General features: G+C 53.3%; 18 protein-coding genes. 16 read left to right on the top strand and 2 right to left on the bottom strand.

Annotated features, from left to right (window positions below; translation table 11 throughout):
• Positions 1-3 precede the first annotated feature (3 nt).
• From RO22_RS20585 to RO22_RS20525, 13 genes are all read left to right on the top strand, one after another.
• Complete coding sequence (locus RO22_RS20585) at positions 4-1,059, top strand: ABC transporter ATP-binding protein (RefSeq protein WP_041159270.1); 1,056 nt, start codon at positions 4-6, stop codon at positions 1,057-1,059.
• 68 nt (positions 1,060-1,127) lie between these two features.
• The gene (locus RO22_RS20580; RefSeq protein WP_041159269.1) at positions 1,128-2,534 is read left to right on the top strand and encodes a sugar porter family MFS transporter; all 1,407 of its coding nucleotides are present in this window, start codon (positions 1,128-1,130) and stop codon (positions 2,532-2,534) included.
• Between the two features lie 294 nt (positions 2,535-2,828).
• Positions 2,829-3,125: a hypothetical protein gene (locus RO22_RS20575; RefSeq protein WP_041159361.1), complete on the top strand. Its 297-nt coding sequence runs from the start codon at positions 2,829-2,831 to the stop codon at positions 3,123-3,125.
• A gap of 186 nt (positions 3,126-3,311) precedes the next feature.
• A complete protein-coding gene (locus tag RO22_RS20570; protein WP_041159268.1) occupies positions 3,312-4,436 on the top strand; it encodes a heparan-alpha-glucosaminide N-acetyltransferase domain-containing protein in 1,125 nt (374 codons plus the stop codon).
• A 29-nt stretch (positions 4,437-4,465) separates the two neighbouring features.
• On the top strand, positions 4,466-5,596 hold the full coding sequence (locus RO22_RS20565; protein WP_041159267.1) for a serine hydrolase: 1,131 nt from the start codon (positions 4,466-4,468) through the stop codon (positions 5,594-5,596).
• A 49-nt stretch (positions 5,597-5,645) separates the two neighbouring features.
• Positions 5,646-5,924, top strand: a complete 279-nt coding sequence (locus RO22_RS20560) for a peptidylprolyl isomerase (RefSeq protein WP_007112840.1) — start codon at positions 5,646-5,648, stop codon at positions 5,922-5,924.
• Positions 5,925-6,007: 83 nt separating this feature from the next.
• On the top strand, positions 6,008-6,943 hold the full coding sequence (locus tag RO22_RS20555) for an ABC transporter ATP-binding protein (RefSeq protein WP_041159266.1): 936 nt from the start codon (positions 6,008-6,010) through the stop codon (positions 6,941-6,943).
• Positions 6,940-7,701, top strand: a complete 762-nt coding sequence (locus RO22_RS20550) for an ABC transporter permease (RefSeq protein WP_009287521.1) — start codon at positions 6,940-6,942, stop codon at positions 7,699-7,701. The genes RO22_RS20555 and RO22_RS20550 overlap by 4 nt, the downstream gene beginning before the upstream one ends.
• A 35-nt stretch (positions 7,702-7,736) precedes the next feature.
• Positions 7,737-8,750, top strand: coding sequence for a nucleoid-associated protein (locus RO22_RS20545; protein ID WP_041159265.1), 1,014 nt, complete (start codon positions 7,737-7,739; stop codon positions 8,748-8,750).
• A gap of 117 nt (positions 8,751-8,867) precedes the next feature.
• The gene (locus tag RO22_RS20540) at positions 8,868-9,830 is read left to right on the top strand and encodes a hypothetical protein (RefSeq protein ID WP_022521956.1); all 963 of its coding nucleotides are present in this window, start codon (positions 8,868-8,870) and stop codon (positions 9,828-9,830) included.
• Between the two features lie 216 nt (positions 9,831-10,046).
• Complete coding sequence (locus RO22_RS20535) at positions 10,047-10,511, top strand: TerB family tellurite resistance protein (RefSeq protein WP_041159264.1); 465 nt, start codon at positions 10,047-10,049, stop codon at positions 10,509-10,511.
• The gene (locus RO22_RS20530; RefSeq protein ID WP_009287523.1) at positions 10,504-11,097 is read left to right on the top strand and encodes an exopolysaccharide biosynthesis protein; all 594 of its coding nucleotides are present in this window, start codon (positions 10,504-10,506) and stop codon (positions 11,095-11,097) included. The genes RO22_RS20535 and RO22_RS20530 overlap by 8 nt, the downstream gene beginning before the upstream one ends.
• A gap of 42 nt (positions 11,098-11,139) precedes the next feature.
• Positions 11,140-11,700, top strand: a complete 561-nt coding sequence (locus tag RO22_RS20525; protein ID WP_009287524.1) for a YqhA family protein — start codon at positions 11,140-11,142, stop codon at positions 11,698-11,700.
• A 22-nt stretch (positions 11,701-11,722) separates the two neighbouring features.
• Here RO22_RS20525 and RO22_RS20520 read toward each other — a convergent pair whose 3' ends face one another.
• Complete coding sequence (locus tag RO22_RS20520; protein ID WP_041159263.1) at positions 11,723-12,745, bottom strand: serine hydrolase domain-containing protein; 1,023 nt, start codon at positions 12,743-12,745, stop codon at positions 11,723-11,725.
• Between the two features lie 193 nt (positions 12,746-12,938).
• On the opposite strand from RO22_RS20520, the gene RO22_RS20515 reads away from it, so the two are divergent.
• Positions 12,939-13,259 (top strand): helix-turn-helix domain-containing protein, encoded by a 321-nt coding sequence (locus tag RO22_RS20515; RefSeq protein ID WP_235270538.1) that lies wholly within the window; start codon positions 12,939-12,941, stop codon positions 13,257-13,259.
• On the top strand, positions 13,256-14,494 hold the full coding sequence (locus RO22_RS20510) for a type II toxin-antitoxin system HipA family toxin (RefSeq protein ID WP_041159261.1): 1,239 nt from the start codon (positions 13,256-13,258) through the stop codon (positions 14,492-14,494). The genes RO22_RS20515 and RO22_RS20510 overlap by 4 nt, the downstream gene beginning before the upstream one ends.
• 374 nt (positions 14,495-14,868) lie before the next feature.
• Here the strand turns inward: RO22_RS20510 and RO22_RS20505 are convergent, their stop codons facing one another.
• Positions 14,869-15,240 (bottom strand): hypothetical protein, encoded by a 372-nt coding sequence (locus RO22_RS20505; RefSeq protein WP_235270537.1) that lies wholly within the window; start codon positions 15,238-15,240, stop codon positions 14,869-14,871.
• A 172-nt stretch (positions 15,241-15,412) separates the two neighbouring features.
• Between RO22_RS20505 and RO22_RS20500 the strand changes: the two genes are divergently transcribed.
• Complete coding sequence (locus RO22_RS20500) at positions 15,413-16,741, top strand: UDP-glucose dehydrogenase family protein (RefSeq protein WP_009287525.1); 1,329 nt, start codon at positions 15,413-15,415, stop codon at positions 16,739-16,741.
• Positions 16,742-16,859: the final 118 nt, after the last annotated feature.

The following is a 16,859-nucleotide window of genomic DNA, read 5'->3' as shown; positions in this document are numbered from 1 at the left end:
CTCATGGCTGAAGTAACACTACGCGACATCGAAAAGACGTTTCATGGCAAAACCACGGTAATCCCTGATTTAAATCTGCATATCGAAGAGGGCTCTTTCACTGTGCTGGTTGGGCCTTCTGGCTGCGGAAAATCCACCTTGCTGCGCATGATTGCGGGCCTGGAGACCGTGACCCAGGGAACGATCACTATCGGCGGGGAAGACGTTACCACCGCCGAGCCGAGTGACCGGGACATTGCCATGGTTTTCCAGTCCTACGCGCTTTACCCGCACATGACGGTCGCTCGCAATATCGACTTCGGCATGCGGCTGGCAAAAGTGCCCAGCAAAGAACGGGAAGCCAAAGTGACCGAGGCCGCGCGCTTGCTCAATCTTGAGGATCTGCTCGAGCGTAAACCTGCTGAGCTCTCTGGGGGGCAGCGCCAGCGGGTGGCCATTGGCCGTGCCATTGTGCGCAGCCCCGGCGTATTTCTGTTCGACGAGCCGCTCTCTAATCTGGACGCTTCGTTACGCAACCGCATGCGGGTCGAGTTGGCCGAACTGCATCAACGGCTCGATACCACCATGGTGTATGTCACCCACGATCAGGTCGAGGCGATGACCTTGGCCGACTGCATTGTGGTGATGAACGCCGGGAAGATTGAGCAAATGGGCAAGCCCATGGCGCTTTATCAACGCCCCGAAACGCTGTTTGTGGCGGGTTTTATTGGCTCGCCGAAAATGAATTTGATCGAAGGTGAACTAGCGGCGGCTTACGGTGCCACCACTCTAGGCATACGGCCCGAGCATCTAGAGGTGAGCCGCGAGAAGGGCGAGTGGAGAGGACGTGTGCGATTCATCGAGAAGCTGGGTGCTGACGCTTTCGCCTATATAGATAGCGAGCAGACCGGCCCGCTCACCGTCCGTCTCTCTGGCGATGTCGATCTTAGCCATGGCGATACGCTTTTTATCACTCCCCAGCAGGCCCAGCTCCACGCGTTTGATGCCAATGGAAAGCGGTTGCCTGATGGCGCGTTGCAGCAACCTTTAACCCGTCACGAAAGCACCCTATATCACTGACGATTTTCAATTTTTCCAACTACCAATACGCAAAACAACGCTCAATAACAAATCCAAGGAGCTAGATAATGACAACACAAACAACGCTAAGCCGCTCATCGTATATCTTGGTGATCTGTTGTATTGCCGCCATCGGCGGTTTCCTGTTTGGTTTCGACAGTGGCGTGATCAACGGCACGGTGGATGGCCTACAGGCCTCTTTTAACTCCGATAGCGCAGGCACGGGCTTTAATGTGGCGTCGATGCTGCTGGGCTGCGCGATCGGTGCTTTTTTTGCTGGGCGCCTGGCGGATCGCTTTGGCCGCCGTACGTTGTTGATCGTGGCCGCTGTGTTCTTCCTGATTAGTGCCTGGGGCTCCGGCGTTGCCGGTAGTTCTATGGAGTTTGTGATATATCGCATTCTCGGTGGGCTTGCCGTAGGCGCCGCCAGTGTCATGACCCCGGCTTATATCAGTGAGGTAGCACCATCGGCCTACCGAGGACGCTTAGCTACTATTCAACAGGTGGCGATTATTTCTGGCCTTTTTATGGCATTTTTGAGTAATTATGTCTTGGCCTATGTAGCGGGCTCGGCCATGTCAGAACTATGGTTTGGCTTCGCGACCTGGCGCTGGATGTTCTGGATTGAACTGATACCGGCTGCCGTTTTCCTGGTGGCATTGCTGTTTATTCCTGAAAGCCCGCGCTACCTGATCAGCACCGGTAAGCAGGGCGAAGCCCGCCGTGTGCTTGGGTTAGTAATGCCTGAGCGTGATGTCAGCACCAAAATTGATGAAATTAATACCACCCTGGATCAAGATCACAAGCCACGGTTGAAAGATGTGGTCAACCGTTCCACGGGCAAGATACATGGCATCGTCTGGGTGGGTATTGGCTTGGCGGTTTTCCAGCAGTTGGTGGGCATTAACGTCGTTTTCTACTATGGCGCAGTGCTATGGCAGTCAGTAGGTTTCTCCGAAGGCGATGCGCTACTCATCAATGTGATCTCTGGCGCCGTGAGTATTGGTGCCTGCCTGCTCGCCATTGCGCTGATCGACAAAATTGGTCGCAAGCCGCTGCTTTGGGGTGGTTCGGTTGGCATGGCGGCGACACTGGCGTGCCTCTCTTACGCGTTCTCGACGGCGTCGATGGTGGATGGCAGCCTACAGTTATCCAGTGACATGGGCGTATTTGCGCTGCTGTGCGCCAACCTTTATGTGCTGTTTTTTAACGCCTCGTGGGGGCCGGTGATGTGGGTCATGCTGGGCGAGATGTTCCCCAATCAAATGCGCGGCTCGGGGCTGGCGATTGCAGGCCTTTTCCAGTGGCTAGCCAACTTCGGCATCACCATGACCTTCCCTATCATGCTGGCATCTATTGGCTTGTTTGGGGCCTACGGGTTTTATGCGATCAGTGCCGTTGCCTCTGTCTTCTTTGTTATCTACTTCGTCAAAGAGACACGCGGTAAAGAGCTTGAAGAAATGGCTTACGAGTAAGTCACTTTCACTTTGTTGCCCCGATTGCATGATTAACCGGGGATCATGTGTCTATTTTAAACAGTATAAGGCTAGTTTTTATTAATAAAATCAAAGGGTTGGTGTGTGTTTAAAACATATAAGCAATTGTTTAACAATGATTTTTATTAACTATTGGCACAGACTGGCACGGGCGCTGCAATGAAGTAAGTAAGAGTGGAGCAGGTAGGACGACCTGACGCTCTTACCCATTAAACCCAGTGCGATGCTCGCACAGAAGTTTAAGTAGCAACGTTTGATAGGAGCAGTATCATGATGAAGACGGAATCTCTCAAGAAACTTGGCATCCTAGGTGTATCGTTTGGCCTGATGGCCAGCCCACTTGCGTTTGCTCAAGTGGACAACAGTGACGAGTACGAAGAACCGACCCCGCAAGAAGAAACGACGCAGGATGATCAAGGCACCTACAACAGCTACGACACTGAGCAAGATAAAGGTTCGGATGTAGGCACTGAGTACGAAGAGGAAGAGGAAGAATTCACTTACGAAGAAGAGGAAGAGGAGCAAGAAGCACCCGCCACCGATGAAGAGGAGGATGATTCCGGCTGGTAATTGCAATCTTTAAGGAATAACTTTTCTCGGGCTCAAGGATGAGTCGACGGATGCCCCGCCAACTGCGGGGCATCTTTGTGTGTGGCCGTTAACAGTATCAACCAAAGCGCACGATATAATTTCGCGTTAAGGTGTTAAGCACCTTTATGCTTAATCATTGACTACGGTGCCCACAAGGATGTCTCGATGCCGCTGAACTGGTCGCCCCTAAAATGGACAGAAATTCCCCAACTGCCTAAGGCCGAGGGCCGCATAGCGGCGATTGACCTGGCCCGTGGTGTAGCCATCGGCTTGATGATTATTAGCCACTCAGTCAGTGGGTTAGTCGGCATTCGCAATGTACCTGATTGGGGGATGGTGCCGGTTCATTTTCTGACTAAATTCTCCTCTTCGTTGTTTATTGTGGTGTTTGGCATTGCCCTGGCGGTGGCGTTTCTTTCCCACACTCAAAGCGATGACTGGCCTAAGCGTCGGTTAAAGCTATGGCTGCGCGCTGTAGAAGTGTGGTTCTGGTACAAAGCGCTCCTAGTCATTGAGATGCTGCCGTTCTACTCGCCCAGCGAGATCGTCGATGCGTTGCTCTATGGCCGATTTGCCATTTGGGTCGAAATCCTAGGCTTCTACGCCATCGCGCTGCTTTGGGTGCCGCTGATTCTGCCGCTCTGGGCGCGGGCGCCGCTTTGGAGTCGGCTTGCCAGCATTGGCGCATTAATCGCGCTGACTATTTGGCTGCAAAGCCTTACGTTTGGTGGCAACGATATTCTGAAGGCGCTGCTGGTAGATCATGAAGACCACTACACCTGGGGGCAAATTAGCCGTGCTCCGATGATTCTAGTCGGGCTGCTTATCGGTGAAGCGTTGCTGCGCTGCTACTTCGACTCCGCCAAACGGCGCCGCTTAGTACTCACTCTGTTGAGCCTGGGTGCGATGATGGTGGCGGGGTTTTATGCGTTGGCGTTTATCAGTGGCGATGTACATGCGGCGATGCTGGCGGTGGCCAACAATGTCGGCAAACACCCGCCAGGGCTTGAGTTTATGCTGTTTAGCCTGGGCGGTGCACTGGTGCTGTTAGCCCTCGCTTTAGCCGGTGGCGCCAAAGCCGCCAAGGCACTTTTACCGCTGACGATGGTCGGTTCAGATGCCCTTAAAGCGTTTATTTTCCATATTGTGATGATCTTTTTAGTGCTGCGCTTTTTGTGGGAAGGCGAGGGAATGTACACCTATCCACAGGCGCTTGGCGTAGGCGGGCTGTTAATACTTGGCGCTGCGGGGTGGATTTGGTTGACCCGTTGGATGGCTAAACACCGCTAAAAGCGATTAATAACTGCTGGGGTGACGATTTGCGACACTGGATACAACGTGGGCTGGTGGTAGTCGCGCTGATTATAGCGTTCCCTGCTCATGCAGATGAGTACGATACAAATTGGTACTATGAGATAGATAAAAAGAGCACCTGGCAGGGCGATTTAACCGCGCGCTTGAAGGCTATCGAAGGTGTCTTTGAGGGGCAGCTGGGCGTTTATGTACAAAACCTCGCCAGTGGTGAAGCGTTTTCATGGCGTGCCGATGATCCTTGGTATTTAGCCTCGCTGATTAAAATACCGGTGGCAGCGCAGGTGCTTGCAGAGCGCCAGATGGGTACGCTGACGTTGGATGATCGGTTAACGCTTGCGCGTAGTGACTTTGTCGATGGCGCGGGCCCCACTAATTGGCACGACCCCGGCACGCCTATTTCTATCCGTTACTTGATGGAGCAGATGATTACCGTCAGCGATAACACTGCCACTGATATGCTGATTGACCGTGTGGGGCTGGCGGCAGTTAACGCACGCGCCCGTGCGATGATCGCCGCAAGCGGCGGTAACCCCGATGAGGTTGGCCCAATCTCTAAACTGGTCGGCGTGCGCCAGGGCGTTTACGGCGAACTCCACCCTGACGCGCGAGAACTTGGCGGAATGGATTTTATTGCCCTGCGACAGCACTCGGTGGGTCAGCGCGGGCAGGCGTTAGCCCGCGTGTTAGGCGTTAGTACGGCGTCCTTCACCCAACCTGATTACGACCATGCGTTTGATGCTTACGAAGCCACCGGTGAAAACGTGGGCACCCTGAGTGCCTTTGGCGATCTGCTTGCCAGCCTGCACCCTGTTCAACAGGGAAGTGCCATGGATGATTTAAATGACGAGCAGCGGCAAACGCTGTTATCGATTATGCAGCGAACCCGTTCCGGCAAACAGCGTCTTAAGGTGGGTATGGGAAGCGGTATAAGCTTCGCTCATAAAACCGGCACTCAGCAGCGGCGTAGCTGCGATGCCGGTATCGCTGAGCGCACTAACGCGGATACTGCAACACAAGGGCCCTGGGTGATTGTCACCTGTACTCGCGGGCCCGAGGCGGTAAGCGCTCACGAACGTACCTTGATCCGTGTGGGCGAAGCGTTGCGTTATAGCGGAGCCCTGGGTAAGCCGTGGTAAACTATCGCCCCGAATGACCCCTCAGAACATCATTAGTTAGGAGTAACCTATGACACGCGCCAGCGCCCGCCACATTCTGGTCAGCAGTGAAGAGCAGTGCCTAGCACTCAAAGAAGAGATTCAAAATGGCCGCGACTTTGCCGAAGTCGCTAAAGAGCACTCCAGTTGCCCCTCTAGTCGTCAAGGTGGCGATCTCGGTAGTTTTGGCCCCGGCCAGATGGTGCCCGAGTTCGATAAGGTTGTCTTCAACGACGAAGTAGGTCAGGTACACGGCCCGGTGAAAACCCAGTTTGGTTACCATCTGCTAGAAATTACCGAACGCACTTAACTTTTCCTAACCAAACGCTCTTAATTGCGCCTAAAAGGCCGTCAAGCGTTGCGGTCATTCGACCGCAACGTGAGGAGTACGCCTTGAACGATCCAATTATTACCATTAACGGCTTGAACAAAACCTACGAGGGTGGCTTTCAGGCGTTAACCCACGTTGATTTAACCATCCAGCGCGGCGAGATATTTGCCCTGCTTGGCCCCAACGGGGCAGGCAAGACCACATTGATCAGCGTGGTATGCGGTTTGGTCAATCCCACCGCCGGTCATGTGCTGGTAGATGGTTTCGACAATATTACCCACTACCGCCAGGCCCGGGAGCTTATTGGTTTAGTGCCTCAAGAGCTAACCAATGAAGCGTTTGAAACTGTCTGGAATACCGTTAGTTTCAGCCGTGGCTTGTTTGGCAAAGCCCCTAACCCAGCGCATATCGAAAAAGTGCTCAAGTCGTTAACGCTTTGGGATAAGCGCAACAACCGCTTAATGACGCTCTCGGGCGGTATGAAGCGGCGCGTGCTGATCGCCAAAGCGCTCTCCCACGAACCGCGCATTCTGTTTCTTGATGAGCCCACCGCTGGGGTTGATGTAGAGCTGCGTCGCGAGATGTGGGAGGTAGTGCGCCAACTACGCGATAACGGCGTGACGATTATTTTGACGACCCACTACATCGAAGAAGCCGAAGAGATGGCCGACCGCATCGGCGTTATCAATCGCGGTGAGCTGGTACTGGTGGAAGAAAAAGCGGCGTTAATGAGCAAGCTGGGCAGTAAACAGCTAACCCTGAACCTGCACAGCCCGCTGACAGAGATACCTACGAACCTGCAGCGCTTTGAGCTAGGCCTAGCCGCTGAAGGGTATGAGCTGATCTATACCTATGATGGTAGCCAGGAAGAGGATGGTCACGCGATTTCGGAGCTATTGACCGCACTTGAGCGAGAGGGCGTCACCTTTAAAGATCTGAATACTCGGCAAAGCTCGCTTGAAGATATTTTTGTTGATTTGGTTAAGGAGCGAGCATGAACCTGCATCCCGTTCGCGCTATTTATATGGCGGAAATGGCGCGTACGCGCCGCACGCTACTGCAAAGTATTGTCTCGCCGGTCATTTCAACGTCGCTTTACTTCGTCGTCTTTGGTGCCGCGATTGGCTCGCGCATCAGTGAGGTCAACGGGGTTAGCTACGGCGCCTTTATTGTGCCGGGGCTGATTATGCTAATGCTGCTCACCCAGAGCGTCTCAAACGCTTCTTTCGGCATCTTCTTTCCGAAGTTTTCTGGCAGTATTTACGAGCTGTTGTCGGCGCCTATCTCGCATTTAGAAATTGTGATCGGCTACGTGGGGGCGGCGGCCTCGAAATCTATTCTGCTGGGGGCGATTATTTTGGCGACCTCGGGCTTGTTTGTACCGTTGGAAATCGCCCACCCGTTTTGGATGTTGTTCTTTCTGGTGCTGACGGCTGTCACCTTTAGCCTGCTGGGTTTTATCATCGGCATTTGGGCCGATGGCTTTGACCGACTGCAGCTGGTGCCGCTGTTAGTGATCACCCCACTGACCTTTTTGGGTGGCAGCTTCTACTCCATTGATATGCTGCCGCCGTTTTGGCAAACCATTACCCTGGCAAACCCCGTGGTGTATCTGGTGAGCGGCTTTCGCTGGAGCTTTTACGGTATCAGCGATGTAAGCCTTGCCGCGAGTGTGGGCATGATTGCTCTCTTTCTCGCGGCCTGCCTAGTCGCCATTGGCTGGATTTTCCGGACTGGTTACCGCCTCAAACCCTGACTCTTTTTTTAAACACTGGAAGCTAGTAGACCTTTATGCCACTACTGCAAAGTATTGTGCACCGCCTCGATCCGACGCTTGACGGTGAGCGCCTAACCCTAACCGCTGCGCCTCAATCAGAGCAGGCAGCGCCCAGTGACGACTCAGTGATGGCGACCCTGGTGGGTGCGCTCAATGACACCTACAACACCAAGCCCAAAGGCTGGGGGCGCTTTGCCGAAGAGGGCGAACAGGCAGGGCCGCTTGCCATGTGGTTGCGCGACTATTTGGCGGGCGATAAAAGCTTTGCTGAGCTTTCTGTTGAACTGGCTGAACGGCTCGCCAAGCAGCTTCAGGAGCAGTTGTCAGTAAGTGGTTACTTAGTGTTCAGCCACCAGCGCCAAGGTGATACTGAAACACTGCTGATGGCATTGGTGCACCAGCGCGAAGGGATTGGCATTAATGATGACCACCACGCGGTGCCTGCTGCCCAGCTCAACACCAGCCAGCTTACCCTGGCGGCGCGTATCAATCTTACCCAATGGCAGAGCGAGGCACCGAATGCCCAGTATGTCTCGTTCCTCAAAGATCGCGGCGGTAAAAAACTCGCTGAGGGTTTGGTCGCATTGCTGGGTATGGAAGAGGGCGTCGATGCTCCGGCCGAAACCCGCACGCTGCTAAAAGCGTTTAGCGACTACGTCGAGAAAGAGGATTACGACGACGAGGTGAGCCGAGAAAAAACCGACACGCTGGTGGATTACGCCAATGAACAGCTTCGCCGTGGCGAGCCAATGACCTTGGAAGAGCTTTCTGGGCTGGTGGACGAACAGCAGCCGAAAGCCTTTTACGACCATATTCGCAACGCCGATTACGGGCTCTCGCCGGAGATCCCTCCCGATAAGCGCACCTTGAGCCAGTTCCGCCGCTTTACCGGCCGAGCGGGTGGCGTTTCGATTAGCTTTGATTCGCACCTGCTGGGCTCAAGCATCGAGTACGATGCCACTCAGGATCGCCTGATTATCAAGCAAGTGCCCAAGCAGTTAAGAGAGCAGCTTACCAAGAAGGATTGAGGTAAGGGCATCTAGTCAGTAGAGCTCTTTTTTTGTTGATGTGCAGATAGCATGAAGGGGTATCGCGCTAGCTAGGCGCCACTGTGCTAGCATTTGAGTAGTGGAATAGGAGTTTGCATGAGCGAAGCGGATACCTCCCAGCCTGCTGACCACGACAGTCCTTGGAAAATGGCGCTTGATGGGTACTGCCAAGAATTTTTGGATCTGCTGTTCCCAGCCATTCATGAACAAGTGGATTGGTCGAAAGGCTTTAGCTTTCTCGATAAGGAGTTACAGCAGATCACAGCGGGTGCCAACAGTGGCAGGCGTTACGCCGATAAGCTGATCAAGGTCTATGCACAGGACGGCAGCGAGACTTGGGTTCTGATCCATGTTGAGGTGCAGGGGGAGCCGGAGGAGGCTTTTTCTGAGCGAATGTACACCTATCAGTACCGGCTACGTGACCGCTACGGGGTGGATGTGGTGAGCTTGGCGGTGTTGGCAGATATCCGCGATAGCTTCCGGCCCACCACTTTTCGCTATCAGCGCTGGGGATGCGAGCTGACCTTTACCTTCCCCACGGCTAAACTGATGGATTGGGAAGCAAACTGGACGAAGCTCGAAGCAAGCGATAACGTCTTTGCGCTGGTGGTCATGGCCCAGATCTACGCTAAGCGATTGAAGGACGGTGCAACGCGTAAGGATGTCAAGATTGCTCTCATTCGGCTGCTGTATGAACGAGGCTACAGCCGTGAACAGATTGTGCGGTTGTTCAATATCATCGACTGGATGCTCCAGCTGCCGAGAGCTCTGGAGTCTGAGTTTGTCCAGGCGGTTTACGCCATACAGGAGGAAAAACACATGCCTTATGTCAACACTGTTGAGCGCTTTGAGCGAGAAAAAGAGCGTCAAGAAGGGCGTCAAGAAGGGCGTCATGAAGGAGTGGAAGGTACGTTACGTAAGCAAATCGCCTTGAAGTTTGGTGAGATGCCCGATTGGGCAGATCAGCGCCTGACATTGGCTTCAGACACGCAGCTAGACGAGTGGGTAGTACAGATTCTGACGGCAGATAGCTTGGAAACTCTGCTTCATAAGCAATAACCTGCTAGTCAGTATCCTCACTTATCGCACTAAAGAGGGCAGCCCCTGAGGCTGCCCTATGTGTATCCGCTTAATAATGGTTTTTCACTCAGTGATACTCATTTGGGTATGCCCTAAGCGCTTCCGCAACTCGTACTTAATAGTTACCAAGTATCTATGAATGCACTTCAAGGCTTAAGTACGGTCAGAAGTCGGTAGCTATAAATGGAGAGTAAAATGCTGAACGCCATTAGTGATTTCTTCCAGCGCTCGCTGGCGCAACCCGAGCAGCGCGAAAATCAAACGCTTACCCTGGAACTGGCCACCGCAGCACTGCTGTGTGAAATCATCCGCGCCGATTACGACACCACCAATGAAGAGCTTGCCGCGCTGCGCCTTATGCTTACCGAGCGCTACCGGCTAAGCGCAAGCGATGTGGAAGAGCTGATGGCGTTGGCACAAGCAGAAGTGGATGAGGCCGTCGATCATTACCAGTTTGTTAGCCTGATCAAAGAGCACTATAACTACGACCAGCGCTGTGAGCTGGTCGCGCAAATGTGGCAGCTGGCCTGGGCCGATGGCAGCGTTGACCCGCTTGAAGAGCACCGTATTCGTCGCTTGGCGGATTTACTGTATGTTAGCCATAGCGATTTTATCCGTACCAAACTGCACGTAGAGGAGCGCAATAAACCCGATGCATAACCGCAACGAAGACTCGAATTTAATGGATCTAATCAGCTCGATTGAGCGTATGGAGCAGGATGCTTCGCGGGTCAGCGTTGACGATGTTGTTCACGCCGTTGGGCGGCGCTCGTTTGGGCCGCTGCTGTTAGTTGCCGGGCTGATCACGCTCACCCCGATCATTGGCGATATACCCGGCATGCCGACCTTAATGGCCGCATTGGTATTGCTGGTTTCCGTGCAGTTGCTGGCGGGAAGTGAGGCGTTTTGGTTGCCCCGTTGGTTGCTAAAACGCTCTCTCTCCCGTCAAAAGTTTGATAAAGGCATTCAGCTGATGAAAAAGCCTGCCCGCTGGATAGATGGACTATTGCGGGTGCGATTACCTTGGCTGACGGGCTACATCGGTATCCGGGTAACTGCCTTGATGTGCTTATTGATTGCCTTGGCCATGCCGCCGATGGAGTTTATTCCCTTTTCGGCCAACGGAGCGGGGCTTGCGCTTACCCTGCTGGGGTTAGGCTTGGTTGCCCGTGATGGTATCGTGCTACTGCTGGGGTTCGTGCTGTTCGTCGCCACCTGTGTATTGATCACGATGAGTCTGATATAGCAGCGTTATATAACAACTTTTATATAACAACAGGAGTATGCCATGACTGATCCGGTTTCAACGCCGCCGCCTAACCCCCCCGAGAGCCAGAATCGCTGGGAGCGACGCATTGAAACAGCGCTGTGGAATTCGCGCTTTTTGGTCATGCTGGCGGTCGTGCCCAGCTTATTGGGTTCATTGATGCTGTTTATCGTCGGTACCGTGGATATTTTCAAGGTAGTCGCCGACGTGATGGGTTACTACCTATTGGGTGGCACCCAGGACATTCACGACAGCCTGGTGCCCGATATCATCATTGCGGTGGACATCTATCTGATTGCCATCGTATTGCTGATTTTCGGCTTAGGCGTTTACCGACTGTTTGTCTCCCGTATTGACCAAGCCGAAGCGAGTAATCTGCGCCACCCGTTTAACGTCGCTTCATTAGACCAACTGAAAGATAAAATCGCCCGGGTGGTGATTCTAGCGGTGATCATTGAGTTTTTCCGCGCCGTGGTGGATATCCGTTTTGCCACGCCCCTGGAAGCCATCTACTTAGCGCTTTCAGTGCTGGCGCTGGCCGCCGCGCTCTACTTGATGAGCCTAGGCCATAAAGGCGAGTAAGCGCACCCGCGACTTGGCTGTGCTACTCGTCATTTTCAGCTAACAAACCTTCTACCAGCCTGTTTAACCGCTGCTGGAACTGCCCGCCCGGCGAGGGTGGGTTAGGGTCTGAGGTGATCACTACAGTCATCTCACGTTCTGGAATAACGTAAAGCGCCTGACCGCCATAGCCACGCCCGTAGTACACGTCTTCGCCTGCCAACTGCGTAATAAACCAACCATAGCCGTATCCGTCGCCAGTCCAGCGCGATGTACCGCGCGGCTGCCATGATTCTTCCACCCAACCTTCCGGCAGAACGCGGTGCTTGTCTCCTGCCTCATTAACCACGATGCCATCATTCCGATACAGCTCGCCCACCTCTATCAGTGCTCGCGGCGAGAGCTGCATATCATTGCCGCCAAAGTAGATCCCTTGGGGGTCGCGTAGCCAGGGGCGAATGGTGATATTAAGCGGATCACCCAATAGGCGCTGGGCAAGGGAATGGGTCGTCTCGCCGCTGGCGTGGGTGAGTGCGGCGGAAAGTAGATGGCTGGTGCCGGTGGAGTAGAGCATCTGCCCACCCGGCTCATCCACGAATGGGCGCGTCATCGCATCGTTCACCCAGTTGGCGCTGGCCACCCAGGCGCCATAGTTGCTGCCAGAAGTGCGCTCAAGCCCCGCCTGCTGGGCGAGCAGGTGCGCCACGGTAATGTCACCAACTTGTGGATCAATACCGCTAGGTAGATGTTCGCCAAACAGCTCCATCATGGGTTGATCAGTTGATTCAATGATGCCTGCTTCAATCGCCGCACCCGTAATGGCAGCCAGCACCGTTTTGGACAGCGACTTAATATTGGCAGGCGACGCCACCCCTGGCCCACCTTGGTGAAGCTCGTGGATAATCTCACCGTCGTAGGCCACTACCACGCTGTGCACGCGGTTAAGCTGGCGGGTTTGCCGCTCTAGCGTTTGGAGTGTGTTTGCAGAAGGTTCATTAGCGGCTGCATAGGCGGTGGGTAACAACGAAGTAACAGCAAACGAAACAAGCAAAGCAGTAGCGCGCATCGCAACACCTTCGGTATAAGTGGCAAAGGTTCGAGGTTTAGAAGTAGCAGAGGTTCCAGGTTTAGAAGTCCACAACTGGTAGCCGCTAGAAGTAAGGCCAGGTAGTACTTTCTGAGCCTGGAAACAAGTGTCTATGTATTAAAGGGTCAAATTTGGTCTTTTATAGCCATTTTTAGTGTATAATGGACTATACATGAGCCATTATTTAGAGGTTTCTATGGCCCTGACTCACTCTCTACTTGCCCCTGGCGAACTGTCCCAGCAGGTCGGTGCCAATGCACGAGAAGCGCGACTGGCGCAGAACCTTTCCCGTAGAACCTTGGCGCAGATGGCGGGTATTTCTGAGTCCACCATTAAACGATTCGAATCCAGTGGGCAAATAACTCTCGATGGCCTAGTGCTCATTGCCACAGCGCTGGGTGCCACACGCGAAATTGCCGAGCTCTTCAAGCATGAGCACCCCATCTCACTTGAAGAGATCAAGCAGGTAGGGCGTGTCCGGGGGCGAAAATGAAGCGTATCAACACCGTAGAGGTACTGTTAGCAGGTAATCCTGTGGGGGAGCTGGTCGCTAGCCGGCAGGGCATCTACTTTGCCTACCACCCCCATTGGGTGGCGGAAGGCTTCAATTTGTCGCCTCTGAACATGGATTTTACTACCCAACCACAGAAGGCGCCGGATCCACTTCTTTTTGCTGGTCTACCAGGAGCATTTGCTGACTCGCTGCCTGATGGCTGGGGAATGCTGCTCATGGATCGCTATTTCCTGGCCGAGCATGGGAAAGACCGGAGAGATATTTCTCCTCTTAATCGGCTGGCTTATATGGCCGACAGGGGAATGGGGGCATTGGAGTATCGTCCCGTTATTGAGCGTACCGCTGACGAAGATAATATTGACCTATCCCAACTCTATCAGGCAGCAAACGCTGTTTACGAAGGTGAAACCGCGGCCACTCTTGATGCTCTGCGCCTGGCCGGTGGTTCCCCAGCAGGTGCCCGACCCAAGGTGATCGTTGCATTATCTTCTGATGGTAAGCAGTGCAGTACATCTTTTCAGGAACTTCCTGCGGGTTATCAACATTGGCTAGTGAAATTCCGTGCGCCAACCGAGCATCGCGACACCGGCGCCATCGAATACGCCTACTCGGTGTTGGCAGAGCGTGCTGGGGTGAAAATGGCCGCGAGCAAGCTGATTGAGATCAACTCCTCAGCGGAAACCGAGCGATTCTTTTCTACTCAGCGTTTTGATCGTAACGGTAATCGCAAAATCCATATGATGACCGCTAGCGGCATTCTTTATGCCGATTACAGCGCTCCATCGCTGGACTATTCAGATCTGCTCAAAGCAACCAACGCTTTCACCCGCCACGCAGAAGACGTTGAACGCATGGCGAGGTTGATGGTGTTCAACGCCCTTACCCATAATCACGATGACCACGCTAAGAACTTCGCTTTTTTGTATGACCAAGGTCGATGGACACTAGCGCCAGCTTATGACCTGACTTATGCCCCTGTCCGGGGCTACGCAGATGAGCATACAACATCTTTCAGTGGGGCAGGCCTGGCTACCCGTAAAAAGCTCAATCAGGTTTGTGCTTCCTTCAGCTACTTAAACCCGGATCTCTATATTGATCAAACCCTTGATGCTCTTTCCGAATGGTCGTCCCTTTGCCGTGAATTAGAAATCGATGCCAAGCAGCAGAAAATGATTCAGCGAGCATTCGATGAGAACCGCCAGCGTCTCGGATAACGCTATCAATGCGGCCACGCTAATACAGCCACTTTCTAAGAGGGAAATGCAGCGACATTACGCAAAAGCAGAAAAAGCCTGCTAGGCTGGAGGTGTTGGCTAATGGGTAAGCAAGCCTTTGATTTCCCTAAAACGCAATAAGCAAGGAGTGCCCTATGCGTAATATTATCTACATTATTGGCCTTATCGTGGTTGTGCTGTTCATTCTGTCAATGCTCGGCCTGCGCTAAGCTACATAGAACTAGGTCTTATAGGGCCAGGCTTTAAAAATGAGCCTGAAGAATATAAGACCAAGCAAAAAACGCCCAAAGCTTTCGCTTATGGGCGTTTTTTTGATCAGCTGTTTAGGGCAGCAATGCTTGGCGTCAGAGGGGTTAGGCGCAGTCAGCGGCCCCTTGACCAAACATATCAAACATCAATTCGCGGCCAAGGCAGGTTAATACAAAACGGCCATACTCATTAAAGGTTGCTGCCTCACTGTCTTCCATCACCTGTTGGCAGGTTGCCCAGGTGGGCGCGGCAGAACTAAGTGCCGACAACTCGCGGCGGGCTAAGCCGCGCTGGGGAAGGGTAATGGTTTCGAGCACATGACCATGATCGTACAGCAGCTCAGCGGCAATCGATAAACACTGGCGAAGGCTACGTTGAACGTTTGCGGTGGTCGATGACCCATAAGACGATGGAGTAGAGCGTTCTTTCGTCAGTTCTGGAGGCATGGGTTCTGAAGTCATAAGTCTCGGAGTCATAGCATGTTCTCCTGCGGTCAGCACCAAGTCGGGCTTGTTGCAGCGCATTATAAACCAAAGTCGATGTTAGACCAAGGTCTATAGTTTAGAGAGAATCTCCCACTATTGAACTCATCAACGGTAGGTCAATGTGCTACGCTCGCTACCACGTATTTTAGCGAGTTAATAAGTCATGCATATCAGTGTATTCGGAACCGGTTATGTCGGCCTTGTTGCAGGTGCTTGTTTAGCCGATGTTGGTCATCAAGTCACCTGTATGGATGTTAACGCTGATCGGATTGATCAGCTTAATGGCGGAGAGGTGCCGATCTTCGAGCCAGGGCTAAGCACTATCGTTGCCCATAACGTGGCGGCTGGCCGTTTACGCTTTACTACCGACGCTGCCCAGGCGGTAGCCGATGGCGAACTGCTGTTTATCGCCGTGGGAACGCCGCCCGATGAAGATGGCAGTGCCGACCTACGCTATGTATTAGAGGTGGCGCGCACCATCGGCCAGCATATGGATAGCTATAAGCTGGTGATTGATAAGTCTACCGTGCCGGTGGGCACCGCGGAAAAAGTCCACGCCGTTATCAGCGATGTGCTCGAACAGCGAGGTGTATCGCTCGCGTTCGATGTGTGTTCGAACCCTGAGTTTATGAAGGAAGGGGCGGCGATAGATGACTTTACCCGTGGCGCGCGGATTATCGTCGGTACAGAAAGCGAGCGGGTGAAAGCGCATATGCAAGAGTGCTACGCCCCCTACAACCGCAACCACGAAAAGCTGATGTTTATGAGCGTGCGGGCCGCAGAGCTGACCAAATACGCCGCCAATGCCATGCTCGCCACCAAAATCAGCTTTATGAACGAGATCGCCAATCTTGCCGAACGGCTCGAAGTGGACGTTGAAGACGTGCGCCGAGGGATTGGCAGCGACCCACGTATTGGCTACCACTTTATATACCCTGGCTGTGGCTACGGCGGCTCCTGCTTCCCCAAAGATGTCCAAGCGTTAGAGCGTGCCGCGCGTCAATTAGGCTATATGCCGGAACTGCTCACCGCCGTCGAGTCAGTGAATTTACGCCAAAAGCAGACCCTGTTCACAAAACTGCAAGATAACTTAGGCAATCTAAGCGGTAAGACCATCGCAGTATGGGGCTTGGCCTTTAAACCCAATACGGATGATATGCGTGAAGCCCCAAGCCGTACGTTAATGGAAGCACTCTGGCAAGCGGGCGCTAAGGTGCAGGCATTTGATCCCGAAGCCATGGCAGAATGCCGCCGCATTTATGGCGAGCGGGATGACCTGATGCTGGCAGGTGACCGAATTCAGGCAGTGAAAGGTGCCGATGCTTTGGTTATCTGCACCGAGTGGAAAGAGTTTCGCAGTGTCGATTTTGATTGGCTAGCCGACCAGTTGGCTGGAAAAGTCGTCATTGATGGGCGTAATTTGTATACGCCAAGTGCTGTTGAAGAGGCAGGGTTGCGTTACATTGGGGTAGGGCGGAAGAGCCACGATTAGGTGGTGAGCAAAAAAAGATTTAAGTTTAATTTCAAACGGTCGATAGCTATTAACTACTAGGATGATAAATTTCTTCACGGGCAGTGTAAGCAACAGCGTGATGACGTTATAAAAGAGG

Origin of the sequence: Halomonas sp. KHS3 (assembly GCF_000830495.1) — a bacterium.
Classification (GTDB): Bacteria; Pseudomonadota; Gammaproteobacteria; order Pseudomonadales; family Halomonadaceae; genus Vreelandella; species Vreelandella titanicae.
The sequence above is the reverse complement of the archived record's forward strand: the minus strand, read 5'-3'. Positions and strand labels throughout refer to the sequence as shown.